Consider the following 23,143-nt stretch of genomic DNA (forward strand, 5'->3'; position numbering starts at 1 on the left):
AGGAGCCAGGAATGCCGATCACGTCCAAGACCGTGGAACCGGGCATCGTCTCGGTCACCGTCGACTACCCACCCGTCAACGCGATCCCGTCGCGCGGCTGGTTCGAACTCGGCGACGCGATCACCGCCGCGGGCCGCGACCGCAGCACCCACGTGGTGATCCTGCGGGCCGAGGGCCGCGGCTTCAACGCCGGCGTCGACATCAAGGAGATGCAGAACACCGAGGGCTTCACCGCGCTCATCGACGCCAATCGCGGCTGCTTCCACGCCTTCCGCGCGGTCTACGAGTGCGAAGTCCCCGTGGTCGCCGCGGTCAACGGCTTCTGCGTGGGCGGCGGCATCGGCCTGGTCGGCAACGCCGACGTCATCGTCGCCTCCGACGACGCCAAATTCGGCCTGCCCGAGGTGGAAAGGGGTGCGCTCGGCGCGGCCACGCACCTGTCGCGGCTGGTGCCCCAGCACATGATGCGGCGGCTGTTCTTCACCGCGGCCACGGTCAGCGCCGACACCCTGCACCACTTCGGATCAGTGCACGAGGTGGTGCCGCGCGCCGAACTCGACGAGTCCGCACTGCGGGTGGCCCGCGACATCGCCGCCAAGGACACCCGGGTGATCCGTGCCGCCAAGGAGGCTCTCAACCTGATCGACGTCCAGCACGTCAACTCGAGTTACCGCATGGAACAGGGCTTCACGTTCGAGCTGAACCTCGCGGGTGTGTCGGATGAGCACCGGGACGCGTTCGCCGGGACATCGAAGGGTGACCAGAAATGAGCGACAAGACAACGAGTCTCGACGAGGCCGTCGCGTCGATCGAGAGCGGGATGACGATCGGTCTCGGCGGGTGGGGTTCGCGCCGCAAACCGATGGCGTTCATCAGGGCGCTGCTGCGCACCGATGTCACCGACCTGACCGTGGTCACCTACGGCGGACCGGACCTCGGCCTGCTGTGCTCGGCGAACAAGGTCAAGCGGGTGTACTACGGATTCGTCTCGCTGGACTCGCCGCCGTTCTACGACCCGTGGTTCGCCAAGGCGCGCACCAGCGGTGCGATCGAGGCCCGCGAGATGGACGAGGGCATGCTCCGGTGCGGTCTGCAGGCCGCCGCGCAACGGTTGCCGTTCCTGCCGACCCGCGCCGGCCTCGGCAGCGACGTCCGCCGGTTCTGGGGCGACGAGCTCAAGACCGTGACGTCGCCGTATCCGACCGACGGCGGCCACGAGGAACTGATCGCGATGCCCGCGCTGAACCTCGACGTCGCACTGGTGCACCTCAATCTCGGTGACGCGCAGGGCAATGCGGCCTACACCGGTATCGACCCCTACTTCGACGACCTGTTCCTGATGTCGGCGCAGCAGCGGCTGCTCAGCGTCGAAAAGGTGGTCTCCACCGAGGAACTCGTCAAATCCGTTCCGCCGCAGGCGCTGCTGATCAACCGGATGATGGTCGACGCCGTGGTCGAGGCGCCGGGTGGTGCGCACTTCACCACCGCCGAACCGGATTACCGCCGCGACGAGAAGTTCCAGCGGCATTACGCAGAGGCCGCGGGTTCGGAGGAGTCGTGGGCCGAGTTCGTCGCCACCTACCTGTCCGGCAGCGAGGACGACTACCAGGCCGCCGTGCGCAAGTTCAAGGAGCAGAACGCATGACCGAACCGACCCGTGCCGAGGTATGCGCCGTCGCCTGCGCCGAACTGTTCCGCGACGCCGGCGAGATCATGGTCAGCCCGATGGCGAACATGGTGTCGGTGGGTGCGCGCCTGGCCCGGCTGACCTTCTCCCCCGACATCCTGCTGACCGACGGCGAAGCCCGGCTGCTGGCCGACACCCCCGCACTCGGCGCGACCGGCGCGATCGAGGGCTGGATGCCGTTCGGACGCGTCTTCGAGACGCTCTCCTGGGGTAGGCGCCATGTCGTGATGGGCGCCAACCAGATCGACCGGTACGGCAACCAGAACCTCTCGGCGTTCGGCCCGATCCAGCACCCGAAACGGCAGATGTTCGGGGTGCGCGGCGCCCCGGGCAACACGATCAACCACGCGACCAGCTATTGGGTCGGCGGGCACAGCAAGCGCGTGTTCGGCGAATCCGTCGACATCGTCTCCGGGATCGGCTGGGACAAGGTCGACGCCGACAACCCCGCCTACCGGTTCGTCAACGTGTTCCGCGTCGTGAGCAACCTCGGCGTCTTCGACTTCAACGGCCCCGACCACCAGATGCGCGCGGTGTCACTGCATCCGGGTGTCGAGGGCGCCGAGGTCGCCGAGAACACCTCGTTCGAGGTGCACGGGCTGGACTCCGCCGAGCAGACCCGGCTGCCGTCCGACGAGGAACTGCGGCTCATCCGCGAGGTCATCGATCCGAAGTCCCTGCGGGACAAAGAGATACGAGCATGACGTCGCGCCTGCGCACCGCGCTGACGGAACTGGTCGGCATCGAACATCCCGTGGTGCAGACCGGGATGGGCTGGGTGGCCGGGGCGCGGCTGGTGTCGGCGACCTCCAATGCGGGCGGGCTGGGCATCCTGGCGTCGGCCACCATGACGCTCGAGGAACTGCGGACCGCGGTGGCCAAGGTCAAGGCCGCCACCGACAAACCGTTCGGCATCAACATCCGCGCCGACGCCGGCGACGCCGATGAACGGGTCGACCTGCTCATCCGCGAGGGCGTCAAGGTCGCGTCGTTCGCGCTGGCACCCAAACCCGATCTCATCGCCAGACTCAAGGATGCGGGCGTCGTCGTCATCCCGTCGGTCGGCCTGGCCAAACACGCCAAGAAGGTCGCCGGCTGGGGTGCGGACGCGGTGATCGTCCAGGGCGGTGAGGGCGGCGGGCACACCGGCCCGATCGCGACGACACTGCTGTTGCCGTCGGTGCTCGACGCGGTGGCCGACACCGGGATGCCGGTGATCGCCGCGGGCGGCTTCTTCGACGGGCGCGGGCTCGCGGCGGCCCTGTCGTACGGCGCCGCGGGCGTCGCCATGGGCACCCGGTTCCTGCTGACCTCGGATTCGACCGTGCCCGACGCGGTCAAACAGCGCTACCTGCAGGCCGCCCTCGACGGCACCGTCGTCTCGACCCGCGTCGACGGTATGCCGCACCGTGTGCTGCGGACCGGCCTGGTCGAGAAGCTCGAGAGCGGTTCACCGGTCCGAGGTTTCGCCGCGGCCGTCGGGAACGCCCAGAAGTTCAAGAAGATGTCCGGGATGACCTGGCGTTCGATGGTCAAGGACGGGTTGGCGATGCGGCACGGCAAAGACCTGACGTGGTCCCAGGTGCTGATGGCGGCCAACACCCCGATGCTGTTGAAGGCCGGCCTGGTCGAGGGCAACACCGATGCCGGTGTGCTGGCGTCGGGTCAGGTCGCCGGCATCCTCGACGATCTGCCGTCATGCGCGGAACTGGTCCCGTCGATCGTGGCGGACGCCGTCACCCATCTCAGGGCGGCAGCGGCACAGGTCACCTGACCGGGAGTGAAGTACATAGCTGAATTCCTCCTTGATTAAGCTATCGTCTTCATATGGCGGTAGTTAAGCCGGGGACTTCAGTGGTTGCGACGGTGATCGGTGACGTGGTCGCCTCCCGGCGCGCGCCCGACCGGCGCGCCCTGCACCGTGTTCTCGGCGATGCGCTGACCGCCGGCGGATTCGCGTTCACGGTCGGCGACGAATTCCAGGGCACCCACCCGCACGTCGGCGCCGCGATCGACGCCGCGCTGGCCGTGCGCCTCGCCGTCGCACCCGAGATCGACATCCGCTTCGGCATCGGCTGGGGAGCCGTCGACGTCCTCGACGCCGACACCGGGATCCAGGACGGTCCCGGCTGGTGGGCCGCGCGGGAGGCCATCGAGTGGACCGCATCCGCCCAGCGCCAGCCGGGTCTGGCCGCGGTGCGCACGTCGTTCCGCCGGGCCGCAGACATCCCCGGTCCCGATGTCGACGCCGTCAACGCCGCCCTGTTGTGTCGGGACCACCTGCTTGGATCGCTGGATGACCGATCCCTGCGAATCCTGAAGGGCCTGTTGAACCAGCACACGAAGAAAGACATCGCGGTTGCCGAGCAGATCAGCGCCTCGGCGGTGTCCCAGCGCGCGGGCCGCGACGGTCTCGACGTGCTCGTGTTGACGTCGACCTACCTGCGGGGTGTCCGATGAGCGCGCTGGCCGTGCTGCTCATCGCAGTCGGCGTGGCCGACGTGTGCCGGCGAATCGCGCAGCGCCCGTGGCTGCCGGTCGCCGTCGTGATCGCCACCGTGGTCGGGTGTGCGCTGCTGGCCGGGCTGTGGCACCGCGGGGACCTCCCGCTGCTGGTGATCGCGCTCGTCGCCGGAGTCGCCTGGGAAGTGCTCGGCGCCCGGGCCGAACGCACCGGGGACAGGCCGTGGGCGCCGCTGTTCGCGCTGGCCGGCGCCGCGCTCGCGCTGTCCATGCTGTCCGGGTGGGCGTCGACGGTCGGTGGACTGGTCGGCCGATGGGTGGAGTGGACGCAACTACCCGCCGTCGGCGCGGTCAGCCCCGACCGGCTGCTGATGGTCGTCGCCGTCGTGCTGCTGCAGTTGGTCACCGGTAACCAGTTGGTGCGGCTGGTGCTGGCCTCGGTCGGGGCGGTCAAACCCGCCGGGCAGCCGCAACCGTCCGACCGGCTCAAGGGCGGTCGGCTCCCGGCCCGATGGAGCGGTTGCTGATCCTCGGGCTCGGACTGGCCGGACAGCTGGCGGCCGCCACCGCGGTCGTCGCCGCCAAGAGCATCATCCGGTTCCCGGAGATCAACGCGCAGAAGGCGAATGGCAACGGCGACTTGGGGATCGGCATCGACGAGGTGACCGAGTACTTCCTGGTCGGCAGCTTCGCCAGCTGGATCATCGCGCTCGGCGGGCTGGCCTTGGCGCAATAACGGCAATCGGCCTCGTCCGCTGCGCGTCCGTTCTTACACTCCCGGCATGAAGACCAATGCGGCGATTCTGTGGGAGTTCGGCGGCGACTGGAGCATCGAGGAGATCGACCTCGACCCGCCCGGAGACGGTGAGGTCCTGGTGTCGTGGGAGGCCACCGGTCTGTGCCATTCCGACGAGCACGTCCGCACCGGCGACCTGCCCGCCCCGCTCCCGCTGATCGGCGGTCACGAGGGTGCGGGCATCGTGCGGGAGGTCGGCCCCGGCGTCGTCGGTCTGGCACCCGGCGACCACGTCGTCGCGTCGTTCCTACCCGCGTGCGGTCGGTGCCGGTTCTGCTCGACGGGCCACCAGAACCTCTGCGACCTCGGCGCGATGATCATGACCGGCACGCAACTCGACGGCAGTTACCGTCGCCGCGTCCGCGGACAGGACGTCGGCGTCATGTCACTCGTCGGCACGTTCTCCCAGTACGGGACCGTGCCCGAGGCGTCCGTCGTCAAGATCGACGACGACCTCCCGCTGTCGCGGGCATGTCTGCTCGGCTGCGGTGTCACCACCGGATGGGGTTCGGCCGTCAACACCGCCGACGTGCAGCCCGGCGACACCGTCGTCGTGATCGGTCTCGGCGGTATCGGCAGCGGTGCGGTGCAGGGTGCGCGGCTGGCCGGTGCGGAGAAGATCGTCGTCGTCGACATCGTGGAGTCCAAGCGGGACATGGCTTTCCGGTTCGGCGCCACGCACTTCGCGACCTCGCTGGCCGAGGCCACCGCGCTGGTCGGCGAGATCACCCGCGGCGTCATGGCGGATTCGGCGATCCTGACCGTCGGCCTGCTGGAGGGGTCGATGATCGAGGATGCGCTCAACATCATTCGCAAGGGCGGGTCGGTGGTGGCCACCGCGATCGCGTCGATGACCGACACCACCGCCACCCTCGGCCTGATGATGTTCACGCTGTTCCAGAAGCGGCTGCTCGGCAGTCTCTACGGTGAGGCCAATCCGCGCGCCGACATCCCCCGGCTGCTGTCGCTCTACCGCGAGGGCAAGCTACTGCTCGATGAGACCGTCACCCACGAATACAAACTCGCCGAGGTGAACGAGGGCTACGCGGATATGCGGGCGGGCCGCAACATCCGCGGCGTCATCCTGCACGACCACTGACCGAAGGCCGCGCGAGCAGACACAGATTCGCGTTGAATCAGGCGAATTCGATGCGAATCTGTGTCTGCTCGGCGAAACGTCAGAGGCGTTCGATGATCGTGACGTTGGCGGTGCCGCCACCCTCGCACATCGTCTGCAGACCGTAGCGCCCACCGGTGCGCTCGAGCTCGTTGAGCATCGTGGCGAACAGCTTGGCGCCGGTCGCTCCGAGCGGATGCCCGAGCGCGATCGCCCCACCGTTGGGGTTGACCTTCTCCGGATCGGCCTTGGTCTCCTTGAGCCACGCGATCACCACGGGCGCGAACGCCTCGTTGATCTCCACGACGTCGATGTCGTCGATCGACAGCCCGGTCTTGTCGAGTGCGTACCGGGTCGCGGGGATCGGGCCGGTCAGCATGAACACCGGGTCGGCGCCGCGGGCGCTGATGTGGTGGATGCGGGCGCGCGGCTTGAGGCCGTGGGTCTTGACGGCGTCCTCGGAGGCCAACAGCACCGCACTCGAACCGTCCGAGATCTGGCTCGCCACAGCGGCGGTCAGCCGGCCACCGTCGGACAGCGGCTTGAGCGAGGCGAGCTTCTCGAGCGTCGACTCGCGCGGACCCTCGTCCACGCCGAAGTCGCCGACGGGGATGATCTCGTTGTCGAAGTGGCCGCCGCGGATCGCGCCGAACGCCCGCTGGTGGCTGGTGTAGGCGAACCGCTCCATCTCCTCGCGGGAGATGTCCCACTTCTCGGCGATCATCTCCGCACCACGGAACTGGGAGATCTCCTGGTCGCCGTAGCGGTGGCGCCAGTTCTCCGATTCGCCGGTCGGCGAGGTGAACCCGAACTCCTTGCCGACCACCATCGCCGAGGCGATCGGGATCTGGCTCATGTTCTGCATCCCGCCGGCCAGGATGATGTCCGCGGTGCCCGACATGATCGCCTGCGCGCCGAAAGAGATCGCCTGCTGGCTGGAACCGCACTGCCGGTCGACGGTGACCCCGGGCACCTCTTCGGGGTAGCCGGCGGCCAGCCACGCATTGCGGCCGATGTTGCCCGCCTGCCCGCCGAGCGCGTCGACACAGCCGACGATCACGTCGTCGACGGCGCCGGGATCAACGTCGACGCGGTCGAAGATCCCACGGAAGGCGTGCACACCCAGATCGATGGGGTGCACGTGGGCGAGCGACCCGCCGCGCTTGCCGACCGGGGTGCGCACAGCGTCGATGACATACGCCTCAGGCATTATTCGTCTCCTTCGAGAGGCCGGCGGTGATTCCGCCGAGGACTATGGAAAGGTATTGGCGGCCAACCTCTTCGGCCGTCAGGGGTCCACCTGGCTGATACCAGCGGACCGAGACCCAGGTGGTGTCTCGGATGAAGCGGTAGATCAGGTCGACGTCGATGTCGGGTCGGAAGTACCCCTCGGCGATGCCCTGGCTGAGCACCTCGATCCACATCTGGCGTTGTTCACGGTTGCGGTCCTCGACGTAGGAGAAGCGCGGCTGCGACGACAGTCGTTTGGCCTCATCCTGATAGATGACGACCTGCGCGTGCCGCGTCGCGATCGCCTCGAACGACGCCATGAACAGACCCTTGAGCCGTTCGAGCGGATTCGGTTCGGTCGCGACGATCTGGTGGTACCGCTCGAAGAGCCAGTCGAGGAACCCGCGCAGGAGCTCGTCGATCATCTCCTCCTTGGAGGAGAAGTGGTGATACAGGCTGCCGGAGAGGATGCCCGCCGAATCGGCGATGTCGCGCACCGTGGTGGCCCGCAGCCCGCGCTCGGCGAACATCGTCGCGGCGAGCTCGAGGAGTTCGTCGCGACGGGTCGGCGGCTGGCCGGCTGCGGGGCTGCTCATGGGTGCTGGCTCGAAACGGAGATGACCTCTCCGGTCAGGTAGCTGGAGTAGTCGCTGGCGAGGAACGCGATGGTGGCCGCGACCTCCCACGGTTCGGCGGCACGGCCGAAGGCCTCGCCCTGGGAGAGCTGGTCCAGCAGCTCGGAGCTGCTGGTCTTCTCGAGGAACTTGTGCCGGGCGATGCTCGGCGAGACCGCGTTGATCCGCACGCCGTACTCGACGGCCTCGATCGCACTGCACCGGGTCAACGCCATGACGCCGGCCTTGGCGGCCGCGTAATGCGACTGGGAATGCTGTGCGCGCCAACCCAATACGCTGGCATTGTTGACGATCACGCCGCCGTGCGGCGCGTCGCGGAAGTAGCGCAGTGCGGCCCGCGTCGCACGCATCACCGAGGTCAGCGTCACGTTGAGGACGCGGTCCCATTCGTCGTCGGTCATGTCGATGACCGGCGTCTGCCCGCCGAGGCCGGCGTTGTTGACCAGCACATCGAGCCGGCCGGCCTTCTCGACGGTTTGGGTGATCAGCGCGTCGACGGCCTCGGTGGAGGTGACATCGCAGACCACCGCGTCGACCTTGCCCAGACCCAGCGCGCCCAGCTCGTCGCGGGTCTCGCCCAGCCGGCGCTCGTGGTAGTCGGAGATCACCACGTCGGCGCCTTCGAGCAGCGCCCGCCGCGCGGTCGTGGACCCGATCCCGGTACCGGCTGCGGCCGTCACCAGCACGACCTTGCCGGTCAGCAGACCGTGGCCCTCGATCTCCTTCGGCGCTTCCCTGAGGTTCACTTGCCTTTGACCTCTCGAGGTAGGCCGAGCACCCGCTCGGCGATGATGTTGCGCTGCACCTCGTTCGACCCGCCGTAGATCGTGTCCGCGCGGGAGAACAGGTACAACCGCTGCCATTCGTCGAAGTCACCCTCGGTCAACGTCAACCCGGCCATACCGGCGACGTCCATGGCGATCTCGCCGAGTTCGCGATGCCAGTTGGCCCACAACAACTTCGACACGTTGTCTTGGCCCGGCTGCTCGACGTCCATCGTCGCGAGCGCATATGACCGCATCGTCCGCAGCCCGGCCCACGAGCGGGTGAGCCGTTCGCGGATCAACGGATCGTCGGCGGCGCCGGTCTTCTTCGCCAGCTCCGCGACACCGGACAGTTCGCGGGCGTACTCGATCTGCTGGCCGAGCGTAGAGACACCGCGTTCGAAGGTCAGCGTGCCCATCGCGACGCGCCAGCCGTCCCCGGGCTCCCCCACGACCAGCGACGCATCGGTGCGGGCGTCGTCGAAGAAGACCTCGTTGAACTCCGAGTCACCGGTGAGCTGGATGATCGGCCGGATCTCGACGCCGGGCTGGTCCAACCGCACCAGCAGATAGGAGAGCCCAGCGTGCCGCTTGGAGCCCTTCTCGGTGCGGGCGACGACGAAGCACCACTGCGCCCAGTGCGCCAGCGAGGTCCAGACCTTCTGGCCGTTGATAAGCCACTCGTCGCCGTCGAGCACCGCGGTGGTCGCGACGTTCGCGAGGTCGCTGCCCGCACCGGGTTCGGAATAGCCCTGGCACCACAACTCGGTGACGTCGACGATCTTCGGCAGGAACCGCTGCTGCTGTTCGGGGGTGCCGTACGCGATCAGCGTGGGACCCAGCAGCTCCTCACCGAAGTGGTTGACCTTCGCCGGGGCGTTGGCGATCGCGTACTCCTCGTAGAACGCGACGCGGTGGGCGACCGACAGACCACGTCCGCCGTGTTCGACCGGCCAGCCCAGACACGTCAGACCCGCCGCGGCGAGATGGCGGTTCCACGCCAGCCGCTCCTCGAACGCCTCGTGCTCACGGCCGGGCCCGCCCAACCCCTTGAGCGCGGCGTATTCGCCGACGAGATTGTCGGCGAGCCACTGCCGGACCTCGGCCCGGAACTCCTGGACCTCTATCACCCCTGTAGGCTAACCTACCAAGCACTTGCTTTGTTGCCCGGTCGACGATGACCGCCGTGGAGCCTGCGGAACGGCGGTAGGAGGAGCCGGGCCAATGAATCCAGAGGGAGCATCGATGACGACCGCCCCGAGGACGATCCCGGCCGTTCTCGACCGAACCGCCGAGCAGTACGGCGACCACGAGGCGGTCGTGACCGACGACCGGCGCCTCACCTACACGCAGTTGCGCGAGGAAGTCCGACGCGCCGCCGCGGCCATGATCGATCTCGGTATCGGCGCGGGTGACCGGGTCGCGATCTGGTCGCCGAACACCTGGCACTGGGTCGTCGCCGCACTGGCCACCACCTACGCCGGCGGTGTCGTCGTCCCGCTCAACACGCGCTACACCGCCAGCGAGGCGACCGACATCCTCGCCCGGACCGCGGCGCCACTGCTGATCACCGCCGGGAAGTTTCTCGGCGCGGACCGGGCCGGCGACCTCGACCGGTCGGCGCTAGCCGCGTTGCGCGAGATCGTGCGCATCCCGATCGATGCAGGGGACGGCACGTGGGACGAATTCGTCGCGCGTGGAACAGATCTGGAGGCGGCCGACGCACGCGCGGCGGCCGTGCAACCCGACGACGTGTCCGACATCCTGTTCACCTCGGGCACCACCGGCCGCAGCAAGGGTGTGCTGTGCGCCCACCGCCAGTCCCTGGACGCCCCCGCGGCGTGGGCGGAATGCGGGCAGCTCACCAGTGCCGACCGCTACCTGTGCATCAACCCGTTCTTCCACAACTTCGGGTACAAGGCAGGCATCCTGACGTGCCTGCAGACCGGTGCGACCCTGATCCCCCAGCTCACCTTCGACGCCGAGAAGGCCATGGCCGCGGTCGCCGAACAGCGGATCACCGTGCTGCCCGGACCGCCGACGATCTACCAGACCCTCCTCGACCATCCGAAACGCGCCGACTACGACCTGGGCTCGTTGCGCTTCGCGGTCACCGGCGCCGCCGTCGTCCCCGTCGTGCTGATCGAGCGCATGCAGTCCGAACTCGACATCGACATCGTGCTGACCGCCTACGGGCTGACCGAGGCCAGCGGCTTCGGGACGATGTGCCGCGCCGATGACGACGCGGTCACCGTCGCGACCACCTGTGGACGGCCGATCGCCGATTTCGAACTGCGCCTTGGTGATTCGGGTGAGGTGCTGCTGCGCGGACCGAACGTGATGCTCGGGTACCTCGACGATCCGGAGGCCACCGCGGCCACGATCGACCCCGACGGGTGGCTGCACACCGGCGACGTCGGCACCGTCGACGAACGCGGCAACCTGACGATCACCGACCGGCTCAAGGACATGTACATCTGCGGCGGATTCAACGTCTACCCCGCCGAGATCGAGCAGGTGTTGGCCCGCCTCGACGGCGTCGCCGAATCGGCGGTGATCGGGGTGCCCGACGAACGCCTCGGCGAGGTCGGGAAGGCCTTCGTCGTCGCCAAACCGGGCGCGCAGCTCGACGAGCAGACCGTGATCGCCTATGCGCGTGAGCATCTCGCGAACTTCAAGACTCCGCGTTCGGTGGAGTTCCTCGACGTGTTGCCCCGCAATCCGGGCGGCAAGGTCGTCAAACCGCTCCTGAGGAAGAGAGCCTGAATGGACCTGACGTTCGACGACGCGAGCGAGGACTTCCGTGCCGAGGTGCGCGAATTCCTGGCCGCGCACCGCGACGACTTCCCGACGAAGTCCTACGACTGCGCCGAGGGTTTCGAACAGCACCGGCGGTGGGACAAGGTGCTGTTCGACGCCGGCCTCTCGGTGATCGCGTGGCCCGAGCGCTACGGCGGCAGGGACGCGACGCTGCTGCAGTGGATCGTGTTCGAGGAGGAGTACTTCCGCGCGGGCGCGCCGGGACGGGCCAGCGCCAACGGCACCTCCATGCTGGCGCCGACCCTGTTCGCCCACGGCACCGAGGAGCAGCTCGACCGTGTGCTGCCGAAGATGGCCAGCGGTGAGGAGATCTGGGCGCAAGCCTGGTCGGAGCCCGAGTCGGGCAGTGATCTGGCGTCGCTGCGCTCGACGGCCACCCGCACCGACGGCGGCTGGCTGCTCAACGGGCAGAAGATCTGGAGTTCGCGGGCGGTCTTCGGGGACCGGGCGTTCGGGCTGTTCCGGTCGGATCCGGAAGCGCAGCGGCACAAGGGTTTGACGTACGTCATGTTCGATCTGAAGGCCGACGGCGTGACGGTCCGCCCCATCGCCCAGCTCGGTGGTGACACCGGATTCGGGGAGATCTTCCTCGACGACGTGTTCGTCGCCGACGCCGACGTGATCGGTGAGGTCAACGACGGCTGGCGCGCGGCGATGAGCACGTCGAGCAACGAGCGCGGGATGTCGCTGCGCAGCCCGGCACGGTTCCTCGCCCCGGCCGAACGGCTTGTGGCCGAATGGAAGAAGGACCGCAGCCCGGCCTACGCCGAGCGGGTCGCCGATGCCTGGATCAAGGCGCAGGCCTACCGGCTGCACACGTTCGGCACGGTCACCCGGGTGGCCGCCGGCGGTGAACTCGGCGCGGAATCGTCGGTGACGAAGGTGTTCTGGTCCGACCTCGACGTCGCGCTGCACCAGACCGCACTCGACCTGCGCGGTGCGGACAGCGAGCTCGTCGACTCCTGGACCGACGGTCTGCTGTTCGCGCTCGGGGGCCCGATCTACGCGGGCACCAACGAGATCCAGCGCAACATCATCGCCGAGCGGCTGTTGGGCCTGCCTCGCGAGCCGAAGGGGCAGGCGAAGTGAACTTCGAACTCGACGAACAGCAGCGGGATTTCGCGGCCAGCATCGACGCCGCGCTGACCGCCGCCGACGTACCCGCCGCGGTGCGGGCGTGGGCGGACGGCGATCAGGCACCGGGCCGCAAGGTGTGGGCCACGCTGGCCGATCTCGGGGTGACTGCGCTGATGGTGGCCGAGGAACACGACGGTATCGACGCCACCCCGGTCGATCTCGTGGTGGCCGCCGAACGGCTGGGCCGGTGGTGTGTGCCGGGGCCGACGGTGGAATCGGTTGCGGTGGCGCCGGTTCTGCTGCGCGGCGACGAACGCAGCGCCGCCCTCGCCGCAGGCGAGCTCGTCGTGACCGTCGCGCTGCCTCCGCATGTGCCGCGCGCCGTGGACGCCGACACCGCGGGTCTGGTGCTGCTGGCGCAGGACGGGACGGTCAGCGAAGCGTCGGCGACGACCCCGCACGAATCGGTCGACCCCAGCCGAAAGCTGTTCGAGGTGACCGCATCCGGCGCAGGCCGCGACGCCGACGTGGACCGCGCCTTCGAATTCGGCGTGCTGGCCGCGGCGGCGCAACTGGTCGGGGCCGCCCAGGCGATGCTCGACCAGTCCGTCGACTACGCCAAACAGCGCCAGCAGTTCGGTCGCACGATCGGCAGCTACCAGGCGATCAAACACAAACTGGCCGATGTGCACATCGCGATCGAGTTGGCGCGCCCGCTGGTGTACGGCGCCGCCTTGTCGCTCGGCGACCGCTCCCCCGACACAGCCCGCGATGTGAGCGCGGCTAAGGTCGCCGCTTCCGATGCCGCGCTGCTAGCCGCGCGGTCGGCGTTGCAGACGCACGGGGCGATCGGTTTCACCCACGAACACGACCTGTCGCTGTGGCTGCTGCGCGTGCAGGCGCTGCGCTCGGCGTGGGGCGATCCCACCTGGCACCGCGGACGGGTTCTGGAGGCCTTCTGATGAGCGAAGAACGCGAACTGCTGCGCGAAACCGTTGCCGCACTGGTCGAGAAGCACGCCTCGCCCGCGGCGGTGCGGGAGGCGATGACCTCCGAACGCGGCTACGACGAATCGCTGTGGCGGCTGCTGTGTGAACAGGTCGGCGCGGCCGCGCTGGTGGTGCCCGAGGAACTCGGCGGCGCCGGTGGTGAACTGGGCGACGCCGCGGTGGTGCTGGCCGAACTGGCCCGCAACCTCGTGCCGACCCCGCTGCTCGGCACGACTCTCGCCGAGTTGGCGCTGCTGGCGGCCGACGAACCCGATGGCGAAACCCTCGAAGGGCTGGCCGAGGGCGCCCGGATCGGCGCGGTGGCCTTCGACCCCGGCTACGTCGTCAACGGCGACATCGCCGACGTGGTGATCGGAGCGGCCGACGGCCGGCTGACGCGCTGGACGTCGTTCGAGGCGCACACACTCGACGCAATGGATCTGACCCGGCGGCTCGCGCGGGTCGACGCCGGCGAGACCAGCGACATCGGGGCCGACCCCGGGCTGGCGGACTCCGCGGCGCTGCTGGTGGCCGCCGAACAGATCGGCGCCGCCACCCGCTGCCTCGAACTCACCGTCGAGTACACCAAGGACCGCGTGCAGTTCGGCCGGCCGATCGGCAGCTTCCAGGCGCTCAAGCACCGCATGGCCGACCTCTACGTGAAGGTGCAGTCCGCCAAGGCCGTCGTCGACGAAGCGCTCGCCGACCCCTCGCCGACCGGGGCGGCACTGGCCCGGTTCTCGGCCAGCGAGGCGTTCACCGCCGTCGCCGCGGAGGCGGTGCAGATGCACGGCGGGATCGCGATCACCTGGGAGCACGACATCCAGCTGTACTTCAAGCGGGCGCACGGCAGCGCACAACTCCTCGGGCCTCCCCGCGAACACCTCCGCAGGCTCGAAGCTCAAGTGCTCTGAGCCGCTTTCGCGTTGATTCTGCGGTGACGGCGGAAAAGTACGAGTGAGATGCTGCGTGGGCGCAAAGTCAACGTCAAGGACAGGTGCCGCTAGCCTCGAAACCGTGAGCGGAGCGCACGCGAAGACCCCAGAGCACCGGGAGGTGGCGCTGCGCGCTGGCATTCCGCCGTTCTACGTGATGGACGTGTGGCTGGCGGCCGCCGAGCGTCAGCGCAGCCACGGCGATCTGGTGAACCTCTCCGCGGGCCAGCCGAGCGCCGGCGCGCCGACGGCCGTCCGGGAAGCCGCCGTCGCCGCCCTGCACGACAACCAGCTGGGCTACACCGTCGCGCTCGGGATCCCCGAACTGCGCGCGGCCATCGCCGCGCGGTACGCCGACCAGTTCGGGCTGACGGTCGGGGTCGACGACGTGGTGCTCACCACCGGATCGTCCGGCGGGTTCCTGCTCGCCTTCCTCGCGTGCTTCGACCCCGGCGACCGCGTGGCGATCGCCAGCCCCGGCTACCCCTGCTACCGCAACATCCTCACCGCACTCGGCTGCGAGGTCGTCGAGATCCCCTGCGGTGCGGACACCCGGTTCCAGCCGACCGTCGGGATGCTCGCCGAACTGGATCCGCCCGTGCAGGGGGTGATCGTGGCGAGCCCGGCCAACCCGACCGGGACGGTGATCCCGCCCGAGGAACTGGCCGCGATCGCCACATGGTGCGACGACACCGGCGTCCGGTTGATCAGCGACGAGGTCTATCACGGCCTCGTCTACGAGGGCGCCCCGGCGACCAGCTGCGCATGGCAGACATCGCGAAACGCCGTGGTGGTCAACAGCTTCTCGAAGTACTTCGCGATGACGGGCTGGCGGCTGGGCTGGCTGCTGGTGCCCGAGCCGCTACTCCGTGCCGTGGACAGACTGACCGGCAACTTCACCATCTGCCCGCCCGCGCTGCCCCAGCACGCCGCGATCGCCGCGTTCACGCCCGAGTCGATCGCCGAGGCCGACGGACTGCTCGCCCACTACGCCGACAACCGCCGCCTACTGCTCGACGGGCTGCGCCGTCTCGGCATCGACCGCCTCGCCCCCACCGACGGCGCGTTCTACGTCTACGCCGACGTCTCCCACCTGACCGACGACTCGTTGTCGTTCTGCGAGCGGCTGCTCGCCGACACCGGTGTGGCCATCGCGCCGGGTATCGACTTCGACACCGTGCACGGCGACCGGTTCGTGCGGCTGTCCTTCGCCGGCCCGACCTCCGACATCACCGAGGCACTGACCCGGATCGGGGCCTGGCTGGACTGAACTTGTCGGTGGCGCAAGGTAGCGTCAGCGATATGTTCGAAACTCTGTTCGATATCGATCCCGATGCGGGTGAGGGCGAACTACGTGCGCAGGTCGAACGACTCGAGCGGGTGAAGTCGGCGGCGGCCGCGGCGCAGGCGCGTGCAACGGCGGTGTGGGCCTCGAAACGGGAGGCAGCCGAGGCGGCCGCCGGGGTGCCGAAGAAGAAGCGGGGCCGCGGTCTCACGACGGAGATCGCCCTGGCCCGCCGGGACGCGCCGGTGTGCGGTAACACCCATCTCGGGATGGCCCGGGCACTGGTCGAGGAGATGCCGCACACGCTCACCGCGTTGGCGTGCGGAGCCCTGTCGGAGTACCGCGCCACGCTGATCGTCAAGCAGTCAGCCTGCCTGTCGGTGGAACACCGCCGCGAACTCGATGCGGAGATGTGCGCCGACGTCTCTCGGCTCGACGGTTGGGGCAACAACCGGATCGACGCCGAGGCCAAGAGAATCACTACGCGCCTCGACGCGGCCGCGGTCGTCGCGAGGTCGGCCAAGGCCGCCGCGGATCGCTGCGTGACAATCCGCCCGGCGCCGGACACCATGGCGTACGTCACCGCCCTGCTCCCCGTAGCGCAGGGAGTGGCGGTCTATGCCGCCTTGAAGCGCGAGGCCGACACCACCTTCGACGACCGCTCGCGCGGCCAGGTCATGGCTGACACGTTGGTCGAACGGGTGACTGGGCGGCCGGCCGCAAAGCCGGTGCCGGTGTCGTTGAACCTCGCGCTGGCCGATACCACTTTGGTCGGTGACGACGACGAGCCCGGCTGGTGCGAGGGATACGGGCCGGTGCCGGCCGCCGTGGTGCGCGCACTGGTCAGTGACGCGGTCGCCGACGACGCGGCCAAGGCGACGTTGCGGCGCCTGTACCGCCATCCCGCCAGTGGTCAGCTGGTCGCGATGGAGTCGAAAGCTCGCGCTTTCCCCAAGGGGCTGGCGGCGTTCATCGACATCCGCGACCGCACCTGTCGAACGCCCTACTGCAACGCGCCGATTCGTCATCACGATCACGCACGGCCACACCGCGATCACGGGCCGACCAGCGCCATCAACGGCCTCGGTGAATGCGAAGCCTGCAACTACGCCAAGGAGGCCCCGGGCTGGGTGGTGACCGCCGAAGTGGTCGACGGTGAACATCGGGCCGAATTCCGGACCCCGACGGGCGCGACCTACTGGTCGACCGCACCGCCGCTCCCGGGTCCGCCGATTCTCACGCGCAGCGTGATGGAGGACGGGCTCAGCATCGACATCGTCAGGTTCGACGCTGCGTGACGTACCAGTCCAGCAGCGTCGGATCGTCGACGGCGGTGGGTTCCACCACGCGCGCCGGGTCACCGCCCTGGAGCAGCTTCTTGATCGGCACCTCGAGCTTCTTGCCGGTGCGGGTGTGCGGGATGCCCGGTGCGAGCACGATCTCGTCGGGCACGTGACGTGGCGACACCTCGGTCCGGATCGTCTGGCAGATCCGGTCTCTGAGCTCGTCGGTCAGTTCGGCGCCATCGGCCAGCGTGACGAACAGCGGCATCCAGTAGCCGCCGTCGGGTTGTTCGGCGCCGATGACCAGAGCCTCGGCGACCTCCGGCATCCGTTCGACGGCCTGGTAGATGTCCGCGCTGCCCATGCGGATACCGTGCCGGTTCAGCGTCGAATCCGACCGCCCGTGCACGATGACGCTGCCGTGGTCGGTGATCGTGATCCAGTCGCCGTGCCGCCACACCCCGGGATAGGTCTCGAAATAGGCGTCGCGATAACGGCTTCCGTCGGGGTCGTTCCAGAACTTGACCGGCATCGACGGCAGCGGCTTGGTGATGACCAGTTCGCCGACCTCGCCGTGCACGGGGTCACCGGAGGTGTCCCACGCCTCGACGGCCGCGCCGAGGTAGGGCGCCGACAACTCACCGGGCCACACCGGCACGGTCCGGACGCCACCGATGAACGCCGACACCACGTCGGTGCCGCCGCTGATCGAGGCGACCTGCACACCGACGTTGTCGCGCAACCACAGTGCCGACGCCGGCGGCAGCGACGATCCGGTGATGCCGACAGTGCGCAGGGCGGACAGGTCGTGGTCCTTGCGCGGGACGGCGCCGGCCTTCTCGCAGGCCAGCACGTAACCAGGGCTGGTGCCGAGGACCGTCGCCCCCACATCGGCCGCGATCGCCCACAGGGTGTCGGCGGCGGGATAGGTCGGGCTGCCGTCGTAGCAGACGATCGTCGCGCCGACCAGCAGACCGGCCACCTGGAAGTTCCACATCATCCAGCTCGGACTGGTGAACCAGAAGAAGGTGTCGTCGGGGCCGATGTCGGCTTGCAGCGCAACGGCTTTGAGGTGTTCGACCACCACACCGCCGTGGCCGTGCACGATGCCCTTGGGCAGCCCCGTCGTGCCCGAGGAGTACAGCACCCACAGGGGGTGGTCGAAGTCGACGGCGACCGGTTCCAGCCGTCCACCGTCGGCGGTGGCCGTCGCCCAGTCCAGCCAGTCCGAACCGGGGACGTCCGCGCCGATCCGGGACACCAGCACCGCACCGCGCACCGTGGGCAACCCGGCCCGCAGCGCGGCGACGTCGGCGGTCTTGTCGTGGGTCTTCCCGCCGAAGCGGTACCCGTCGGCGGCGATGAGCACCACCGGCTCCAACTGGCCGAGCCGGTCGAGTGCGGCCTTGGCGGTGTAGTCCTGGCCGCAGGCACTCCAGATCGCGCCGAGGCTGACCGTGGCGAGGAACGCGATGACGGCTTCGGGCACATTGGGCAGGTAGCCGACGACCCGGTCGCCGGACCCGACCCCGAGCGAGCGCAGGGTGTTCGCCAATCCCGCTGCCCGCGAGAGCATCTCGTCCCACGCCATCTCGGTGACGGCACCGCCCTCGGCGACGTACAGGATCGCGGGCCGGTCGCTGCGGGCGTGCCGGACCACCTGGTCGACGTAGTTCAGGCGCGTGCCCGGGAACCAGCGCGCACCGGGCATTGCCTCCTCGGCGAGCACCTCGGCAGGCGCGTCGCCGAGTTCGAAGTACTCCCAGAGCGCACCCCAGAAGCCGGCCAGGTCGTCGACCGACCACTGCCACAGCGCGTGATAGTCGGGCATCTCGATGCCGGTGCGCTGCTGCACGAACCGCGCGAAGTCAGTCACCCGGGCACCGGCGACGTCGGCCTCGGTGGGCACCCACTGCGGTTCGGTCACCGCGCGCTCCATCCGCCGTCCATCGTGTACGACGCCCCGGTCACCATCCCGGACTGCGGCGAGGCCAGCCAGCCCACGAGCGAACCCACCTCGGCCGGTTCGACGAGTCGTTTGACCGCGCTCTCCTTGAGCAGGATCTGAGTCACCACGTCATCTTCACCGATGCCGTGGACCTTGGCCTGATCGGCTATCTGTTTGGTCACCAACGGCGTGCGCACGTAGCCGGGATTGACGCAGTTGCTGGTGACCTGATGAGGTCCGCCTTCCAGCGCGGTCACCTTCGACAGCCCCTCGAGCGCGTGCTTGGCGGTGACGTACCCGACCTTGTACTCCGACGCGCGCAGCCCGTGCACCGACGAGATGTTGATGACGCGGCCGAACTCCTGCGCGTACATGTGCGGCAGGGCAGCGCGGACCAACAGGAACGGCGCCTCGACCATCAGCGTCATGAGCATCCGAAAGTTCTCGGGCGCGAAGTCGACGATCGGGTCGATGCGCTGGACACCGGCGTTGTTGACCAGGATGTCGGTGTCCAGGGTCAGGTCCTCGAGCGCCGCCACATCCAGCAGGTCCACCACCCAGGCGGTGCCGCCGATCTCGTCGGCCAGGGCCTTGGCGGCAGCCTCGTCGCGGTCGGCCACGGTGACGGTGGCGCCGCGGGCGGCGAGTTCACGCGCACACGCCTCACCGATCCCGCTGGCGCCGCCCGTCACCAGCGCGGTACGTCCGGCCAGATCGGTCATGCGCCACCGGTTTTCGCGGCCCTGGCTAGGTCCTCCCGGTCGGCGATGTCGAGGTCGGCGAGGTCGATGCCTTTGGTCTCACGAGTGAAGAAGACCGCGACCAACGTGATCGCACACGCGACGGCCAGATAGAGGGCGATCGGCACCGACGAGCCGTAGATGTCGAGCAGCTTCACCGCGATGAGCGGTGCCAGCGATCCGGCCACGATCGAGGTGACCTGATAGCCCAGCGACACACCGGAATACCGCATCCGCGTGGGGAACATCTCCGCCATGATCGCCGGCTGCGGGGCGTACATCAGCGCATGGATCACCAGACCGATACTCACCGCGGCCGTCACGACGACATAGCTGCCGCTGTTCATCATCGGGAACGCGAAGAAACCCCACGTCGCGCCGAGGACCGCACCGACCATGTACACCGGCCTGCGGCCGAAGCGGTCGGACAACCACCCCACGATCGGCACGACCGCGAAGTGGATCAGGTGCGCCACCAGCAGATACCAGAGGATGTCGCTGGTGTCGGCGCCGACCTGGACCTTCAGGTACGTGATCGAGAACGTGACCACCAGGTAGTACATGATGTTCTCGCCGAACCGCAGACCCATCGCGGTGAAGACGCCGCGCGGGTAGCGCTTGAGCACCTCGACGACGCCGTAGGAGGTGGCCTTGGCGCGCTCGACCTCCTGCTGGGCGGCGACGAAGATCGGGGCGTCGGTGACCTTGGTGCGGATGTAGTACCCGATCAGCACCACCACGGCCGACAGCCAGAACGCCACGCGCCAGCCCCACGACAGGAACGACGTCTCGGGCAGCGTGGTCGTCAGGACGAGCAGCACAATCGTCGCGAGCAGGTTGCCGACGGGCACACCGGCCTGCGGCCAACTGGCCCAGAAGCCGCGCTCCCGGTTGGGACTGTGCTCGGCGACCAACAGCACCGCACCACCCCACTCGCCGCCGACGGCGAAGCCCTGGATGAACCGCAGCGCCACCAGCAGCGCCGGCGCCCAGTATCCGATCTGCCCGTAGGTCGGCAGACAGCCCATCAGGAAGGTGGCGGCGCCGACGAGCACCAGGCTGAACTGCAGCAGCTTCTTACGGCCGTACTTGTCGCCGAAATGCCCGAAGACGACGCCACCGAGCGGGCGGGCGACGAAGCCGACCGCGTACGTCGCGAAGGCCAGGAAGATCGCGTTGAGCTCGCTGGTCGTCTCGGAGAAGAAGATCTTGTTGAACACCAGCGTGGCGGCGGTGCCGTAGAGGAAGAACTCGTACCACTCGACGACGGTGCCCGCCATCGAGGCGACGACGACCCGCTTGAGTCCGGTCGAGATGCTGCCCGGCGGGCTGGTGTCGGGCTGGCTGGGAACTTGTGCGCTCATCGCGGGCTCCATTCATGACGACGGACATAACGGCCGCCTCGATGTGACTGGCCACACATGACCGTGAGTATTCATGCACGGAGGCCGCCCGGCAATGGTCAACTTCGCAGCCCCGATCTGCAAAACTGCAGACGTGACCGCCATGTCGCCCCGCCGGCCGAGCGCCGACGATCTGCTCGTGCTGCTCGCGGTCGGCCGCACCGGCCGCTACACCACCGCAGCTGAGGAGTTGGGGCTCAACCACACCACGATCTCGCGGCGCATCGCCGCCCTCGAACAGTCCGTCGGAGGCAGGCTGGTGGCGCGGGTGGCCGGTGGCTGGGAGCTGACCGACCTCGGCCGCGAGGCGCTCGCGGCGGCGGAGGCCGTCGAATCGGCCGTGCGGTCACTGACCGTCGACCCGGCCGGGCGGCGGGCGCTCGAGGGCGTCGTGCGGATCTCCGCCACCGACGGCTTCAGCGCCTACATCGTCGCGCCCGCGGCGGCGAAGGTGCAGCGAGACCATCCCGGCGTCGCAGTCGAGATCGTCGCGACCACCCGCCGGGCGTCGCAACAACGGTCCGGGCTCGACATCGAGGTGGTGGTGGGCGAACCGCAGGTGCACCGCGCCGAGGCGATCCGGCTGGGCGACTACTGCCTCGGGCTGTACGGGGCCCGGGACTATCTCGCCCGGCACGGCACGCCCGCCGACGTGCGCGAGCTGACCCGGTATCCGCTCGTCTACTTCATCGACTCGATGCTGCAGGTGGACGACCTCGACTCGGCCACGGCGTTCGCGCCGGCGACGATGCGGGAGTCGGTGACGTCGACCAACGTGTTCGTCCATGTCGAGGCGACGCGCGCCGCAGCCGGGCTGGGACTGCTGCCGTGTTTCATGGCCGACCGGCACGACGATCTGGTGCGCGTGCTGCCGCGCGCGGTGTCGGTGCGGTTGACGTACTGGTTGGTGACGCGGGCGGAGACGTTGCGCAGGCCCGAGGTCGCCGCGGTCGTGGAGGCGATCCGAGACCGGGTGGAGGATCAGCGCGAGGTGTTGCTCGGGACGCCGTGACGGTTATTTCTTGAAGGCGTCCTTCACCTTCTCGCCGGCGTCCTTCAGGCTGGACTTCGACTGGTCGGCCTTGCCCTCGTTGACCGTGCTGTCGTCGCCGGTGGCCTTACCCACCGCCTCCTTGGCCTTCCCGCCGAGATCCTCGATCTTGTTGCTGGCCTTGTCGGTACCGCTCACGATGTCTTCTCCTTCAATCGGGGTCTACTTCGCATACCCCGGTGGCTGCGACACCGAAACTGCCGATCGCCTGTCAGTCGGTACGCAGATGCGGGTCGAGCATGTCCCACCAGGCCCGCGACATCCGGTCGAACTCGCCCTCACAGGAATCAGCCCGATCCTCGGGCACCAGACCCTCGTCGACGATGAACGCGTTGCCCAGCGGATCGGCGCCGTAGATCCAGCACTGGAAGTTGTACATGCGGGCGAGGTCGTATTCGTGCACATCCCAGAACGGGAAGTCCTCGGCCGCGCCGCCGTCCTGTTCGCTGTTGGCCTCGAACATGCGGGCGTACGCCACCGCGGCCCGGACGTCGTCCCGGTCGATCGTGCCGTTGTCGTCGGGTTCGAGGAGCAGCACCGCGGCCAGCTGATCGGCGACATCCTCCTCGCGTCCGGTGAACGGCAGGTCGTACAGGTCCAGCGTCGCGTGCCCGAGCTCGTGGTAGAACGTCGCCCGCTCCGCACCGAGCGTGGCGGCCAACGGATCCGGGTCACCGGCCTGCCCGAACGTGGTCATGCCGGCATCGGCGTCCTCGTAACAGATCGTCACCGACCGCTCACTGGACGTCCAGAACGCGTTGGCCTCATCGCACTGCGCCCCGATCAGTCGGACATCCTCCGGCAGCACGAGCGATTCGTTGACATCGTCGGCCAGCGCTTCGAGGAGTTCGTTGTCGCGCAGGATCTCGCGGCCGTGGACCGCCTCCGGCGACGTCGCGTCCTCGTAGACCACTGTCATC

At 68.7% G+C, this 23,143-nt stretch carries 22 protein-coding genes and 1 pseudogene; 14 read left to right on the forward strand and 9 right to left on the reverse strand.

Annotated elements, in window-relative coordinates:
- Nucleotides 1-11 precede the first annotated feature (11 nt).
- From echA20 to AU194_RS09070, 7 genes and pseudogenes are all read left to right on the forward strand, one after another.
- The gene (echA20, locus tag AU194_RS09040) at nucleotides 12-770 is read left to right on the forward strand and encodes a (7aS)-7a-methyl-1,5-dioxo-2,3,5,6,7,7a-hexahydro-1H-indene-carboxyl-CoA hydrolase (protein WP_059088884.1); all 759 of its coding nucleotides are present in this window, start codon (nucleotides 12-14) and stop codon (nucleotides 768-770) included.
- On the forward strand, nucleotides 767-1,645 hold the full coding sequence (gene ipdA / locus AU194_RS09045; protein WP_059088885.1) for a cholesterol ring-cleaving hydrolase subunit IpdA: 879 nt from the start codon (nucleotides 767-769) through the stop codon (nucleotides 1,643-1,645). Before echA20 ends, ipdA begins: the two co-directional genes overlap by 4 nt.
- Nucleotides 1,642-2,391, forward strand: a complete 750-nt coding sequence (gene ipdB, locus AU194_RS09050) for a cholesterol ring-cleaving hydrolase subunit IpdB (protein ID WP_059088886.1) — start codon at nucleotides 1,642-1,644, stop codon at nucleotides 2,389-2,391. The genes ipdA and ipdB overlap by 4 nt, the downstream gene beginning before the upstream one ends.
- A complete protein-coding gene (gene ipdC / locus AU194_RS09055) occupies nucleotides 2,388-3,461 on the forward strand; it encodes a (3aS,4S,5R,7aS)-5-hydroxy-7a-methyl-1-oxo-octahydro-1H-indene-4-carboxyl-CoA dehydrogenase (protein WP_059088887.1) in 1,074 nt (357 codons plus the stop codon). The genes ipdB and ipdC overlap by 4 nt, the downstream gene beginning before the upstream one ends.
- A gap of 53 nt (nucleotides 3,462-3,514) precedes the next feature.
- The gene (locus AU194_RS09060) at nucleotides 3,515-4,147 is read left to right on the forward strand and encodes a SatD family protein (RefSeq protein WP_059088888.1); all 633 of its coding nucleotides are present in this window, start codon (nucleotides 3,515-3,517) and stop codon (nucleotides 4,145-4,147) included.
- Nucleotides 4,144-4,886 (forward strand): annotated as a pseudogene (locus AU194_RS09065) (hypothetical protein). The gene AU194_RS09060 and the pseudogene AU194_RS09065 overlap by 4 nt, the downstream one beginning before the upstream one ends.
- 46 nt (nucleotides 4,887-4,932) lie before the next feature.
- Nucleotides 4,933-6,045: an NDMA-dependent alcohol dehydrogenase gene (locus tag AU194_RS09070; RefSeq protein WP_059088889.1), complete on the forward strand. Its 1,113-nt coding sequence runs from the start codon at nucleotides 4,933-4,935 to the stop codon at nucleotides 6,043-6,045.
- Between the two features lie 79 nt (nucleotides 6,046-6,124).
- On the opposite strand, the gene fadA6 is transcribed toward AU194_RS09070, so the two are convergent.
- From fadA6 to ipdE1, 4 genes are read right to left on the reverse strand one after another with little or no spacing between them, the layout of a single operon-like run.
- Nucleotides 6,125-7,273, reverse strand: coding sequence for a steroid 3-ketoacyl-CoA thiolase FadA6 (gene fadA6 / locus AU194_RS09075; RefSeq protein WP_059088890.1), 1,149 nt, complete (start codon nucleotides 7,271-7,273; stop codon nucleotides 6,125-6,127).
- A complete protein-coding gene (gene kstR2 / locus AU194_RS09080; protein ID WP_059088891.1) occupies nucleotides 7,266-7,889 on the reverse strand; it encodes a TetR family transcriptional regulator KstR2 in 624 nt (207 codons plus the stop codon). Before kstR2 ends, fadA6 begins: the two co-directional genes overlap by 8 nt.
- Nucleotides 7,886-8,674 carry a (5R,7aS)-5-hydroxy-7a-methyl-1-oxo-2,3,5,6,7,7a-hexahydro-1H-indene-carboxyl-CoA reductase gene (gene ipdF / locus AU194_RS09085; RefSeq protein WP_059088892.1) on the reverse strand — a complete coding sequence of 263 codons (789 nt, stop codon included), beginning with the start codon at nucleotides 8,672-8,674 and terminating at the stop codon, nucleotides 7,886-7,888. The genes kstR2 and ipdF overlap by 4 nt, the downstream gene beginning before the upstream one ends.
- Entirely contained in the window at nucleotides 8,671-9,822 is a 1,152-nt protein-coding gene (ipdE1, locus tag AU194_RS09090; RefSeq protein WP_059088893.1) for an acyl-CoA dehydrogenase IpdE1, read from the reverse strand. The genes ipdF and ipdE1 overlap by 4 nt, the downstream gene beginning before the upstream one ends.
- 115 nt (nucleotides 9,823-9,937) lie before the next feature.
- Here ipdE1 and fadD3 point away from each other — a divergent pair, with 115 nt between their 5' ends.
- The 6 genes from fadD3 (at nucleotide 9,938) to AU194_RS09120 (ending at nucleotide 17,096) form a co-directional block, all read left to right on the forward strand.
- Nucleotides 9,938-11,458 (forward strand): 3-((3aS,4S,7aS)-7a-methyl-1,5-dioxo-octahydro-1H-inden-4-yl)propanoate--CoA ligase FadD3, encoded by a 1,521-nt coding sequence (gene fadD3, locus AU194_RS09095; protein ID WP_059088894.1) that lies wholly within the window; start codon nucleotides 9,938-9,940, stop codon nucleotides 11,456-11,458.
- Nucleotides 11,459-12,601: an acyl-CoA dehydrogenase family protein gene (locus AU194_RS09100; RefSeq protein ID WP_059088895.1), complete on the forward strand. Its 1,143-nt coding sequence runs from the start codon at nucleotides 11,459-11,461 to the stop codon at nucleotides 12,599-12,601.
- Nucleotides 12,598-13,551 carry an acyl-CoA dehydrogenase family protein gene (locus tag AU194_RS09105; RefSeq protein WP_059088896.1) on the forward strand — a complete coding sequence of 318 codons (954 nt, stop codon included), beginning with the start codon at nucleotides 12,598-12,600 and terminating at the stop codon, nucleotides 13,549-13,551. Before AU194_RS09100 ends, AU194_RS09105 begins: the two co-directional genes overlap by 4 nt.
- Complete coding sequence (locus tag AU194_RS09110; protein WP_059088897.1) at nucleotides 13,551-14,492, forward strand: acyl-CoA dehydrogenase family protein; 942 nt, start codon at nucleotides 13,551-13,553, stop codon at nucleotides 14,490-14,492. Before AU194_RS09105 ends, AU194_RS09110 begins: the two co-directional genes overlap by 1 nt.
- Before the next feature lie 178 nt (nucleotides 14,493-14,670).
- Entirely contained in the window at nucleotides 14,671-15,783 is a 1,113-nt protein-coding gene (locus AU194_RS09115; protein ID WP_197417574.1) for a pyridoxal phosphate-dependent aminotransferase, read from the forward strand.
- A 32-nt stretch (nucleotides 15,784-15,815) separates the two neighbouring features.
- Nucleotides 15,816-17,096, forward strand: a complete 1,281-nt coding sequence (locus AU194_RS09120) for a DUF222 domain-containing protein (protein ID WP_059088899.1) — start codon at nucleotides 15,816-15,818, stop codon at nucleotides 17,094-17,096.
- Here AU194_RS09120 and AU194_RS09125 read toward each other — a convergent pair.
- From AU194_RS09125 to AU194_RS09135, 3 genes are read right to left on the reverse strand one after another with little or no spacing between them, the layout of a single operon-like run.
- Nucleotides 17,077-19,020: an acetoacetate--CoA ligase gene (locus tag AU194_RS09125; RefSeq protein WP_197417561.1), complete on the reverse strand. Its 1,944-nt coding sequence runs from the start codon at nucleotides 19,018-19,020 to the stop codon at nucleotides 17,077-17,079. The genes AU194_RS09120 and AU194_RS09125 overlap by 20 nt on opposite strands.
- A complete protein-coding gene (locus AU194_RS09130; RefSeq protein ID WP_059088900.1) occupies nucleotides 19,005-19,751 on the reverse strand; it encodes a 3-hydroxybutyrate dehydrogenase in 747 nt (248 codons plus the stop codon). Before AU194_RS09130 ends, AU194_RS09125 begins: the two co-directional genes overlap by 16 nt.
- Complete coding sequence (locus AU194_RS09135) at nucleotides 19,748-21,133, reverse strand: MFS transporter (RefSeq protein ID WP_059089066.1); 1,386 nt, start codon at nucleotides 21,131-21,133, stop codon at nucleotides 19,748-19,750. The genes AU194_RS09130 and AU194_RS09135 overlap by 4 nt, the downstream gene beginning before the upstream one ends.
- A 94-nt stretch (nucleotides 21,134-21,227) precedes the next feature.
- Between AU194_RS09135 and AU194_RS09140 the strand changes: the two genes are divergently transcribed.
- The gene (locus tag AU194_RS09140; protein WP_059088901.1) at nucleotides 21,228-22,184 is read left to right on the forward strand and encodes a LysR family transcriptional regulator; all 957 of its coding nucleotides are present in this window, start codon (nucleotides 21,228-21,230) and stop codon (nucleotides 22,182-22,184) included.
- Between the two features lie 3 nt (nucleotides 22,185-22,187).
- On the opposite strand, the gene AU194_RS09145 is transcribed toward AU194_RS09140, so the two are convergent.
- Nucleotides 22,188-22,361: a CsbD family protein gene (locus tag AU194_RS09145; RefSeq protein WP_059088902.1), complete on the reverse strand. Its 174-nt coding sequence runs from the start codon at nucleotides 22,359-22,361 to the stop codon at nucleotides 22,188-22,190.
- Nucleotides 22,362-22,434: 73 nt separating this feature from the next.
- Nucleotides 22,435-23,142, reverse strand: a complete 708-nt coding sequence (locus tag AU194_RS09150; protein WP_059089067.1) for a DUF4344 domain-containing metallopeptidase — start codon at nucleotides 23,140-23,142, stop codon at nucleotides 22,435-22,437.
- Nucleotide 23,143 lies beyond the last annotated feature (1 nt).

This window comes from Mycobacterium sp. GA-2829 (genome assembly GCF_001499965.1).
Lineage (GTDB): Bacteria > Actinomycetota > Actinomycetes > Mycobacteriales > Mycobacteriaceae > Mycobacterium.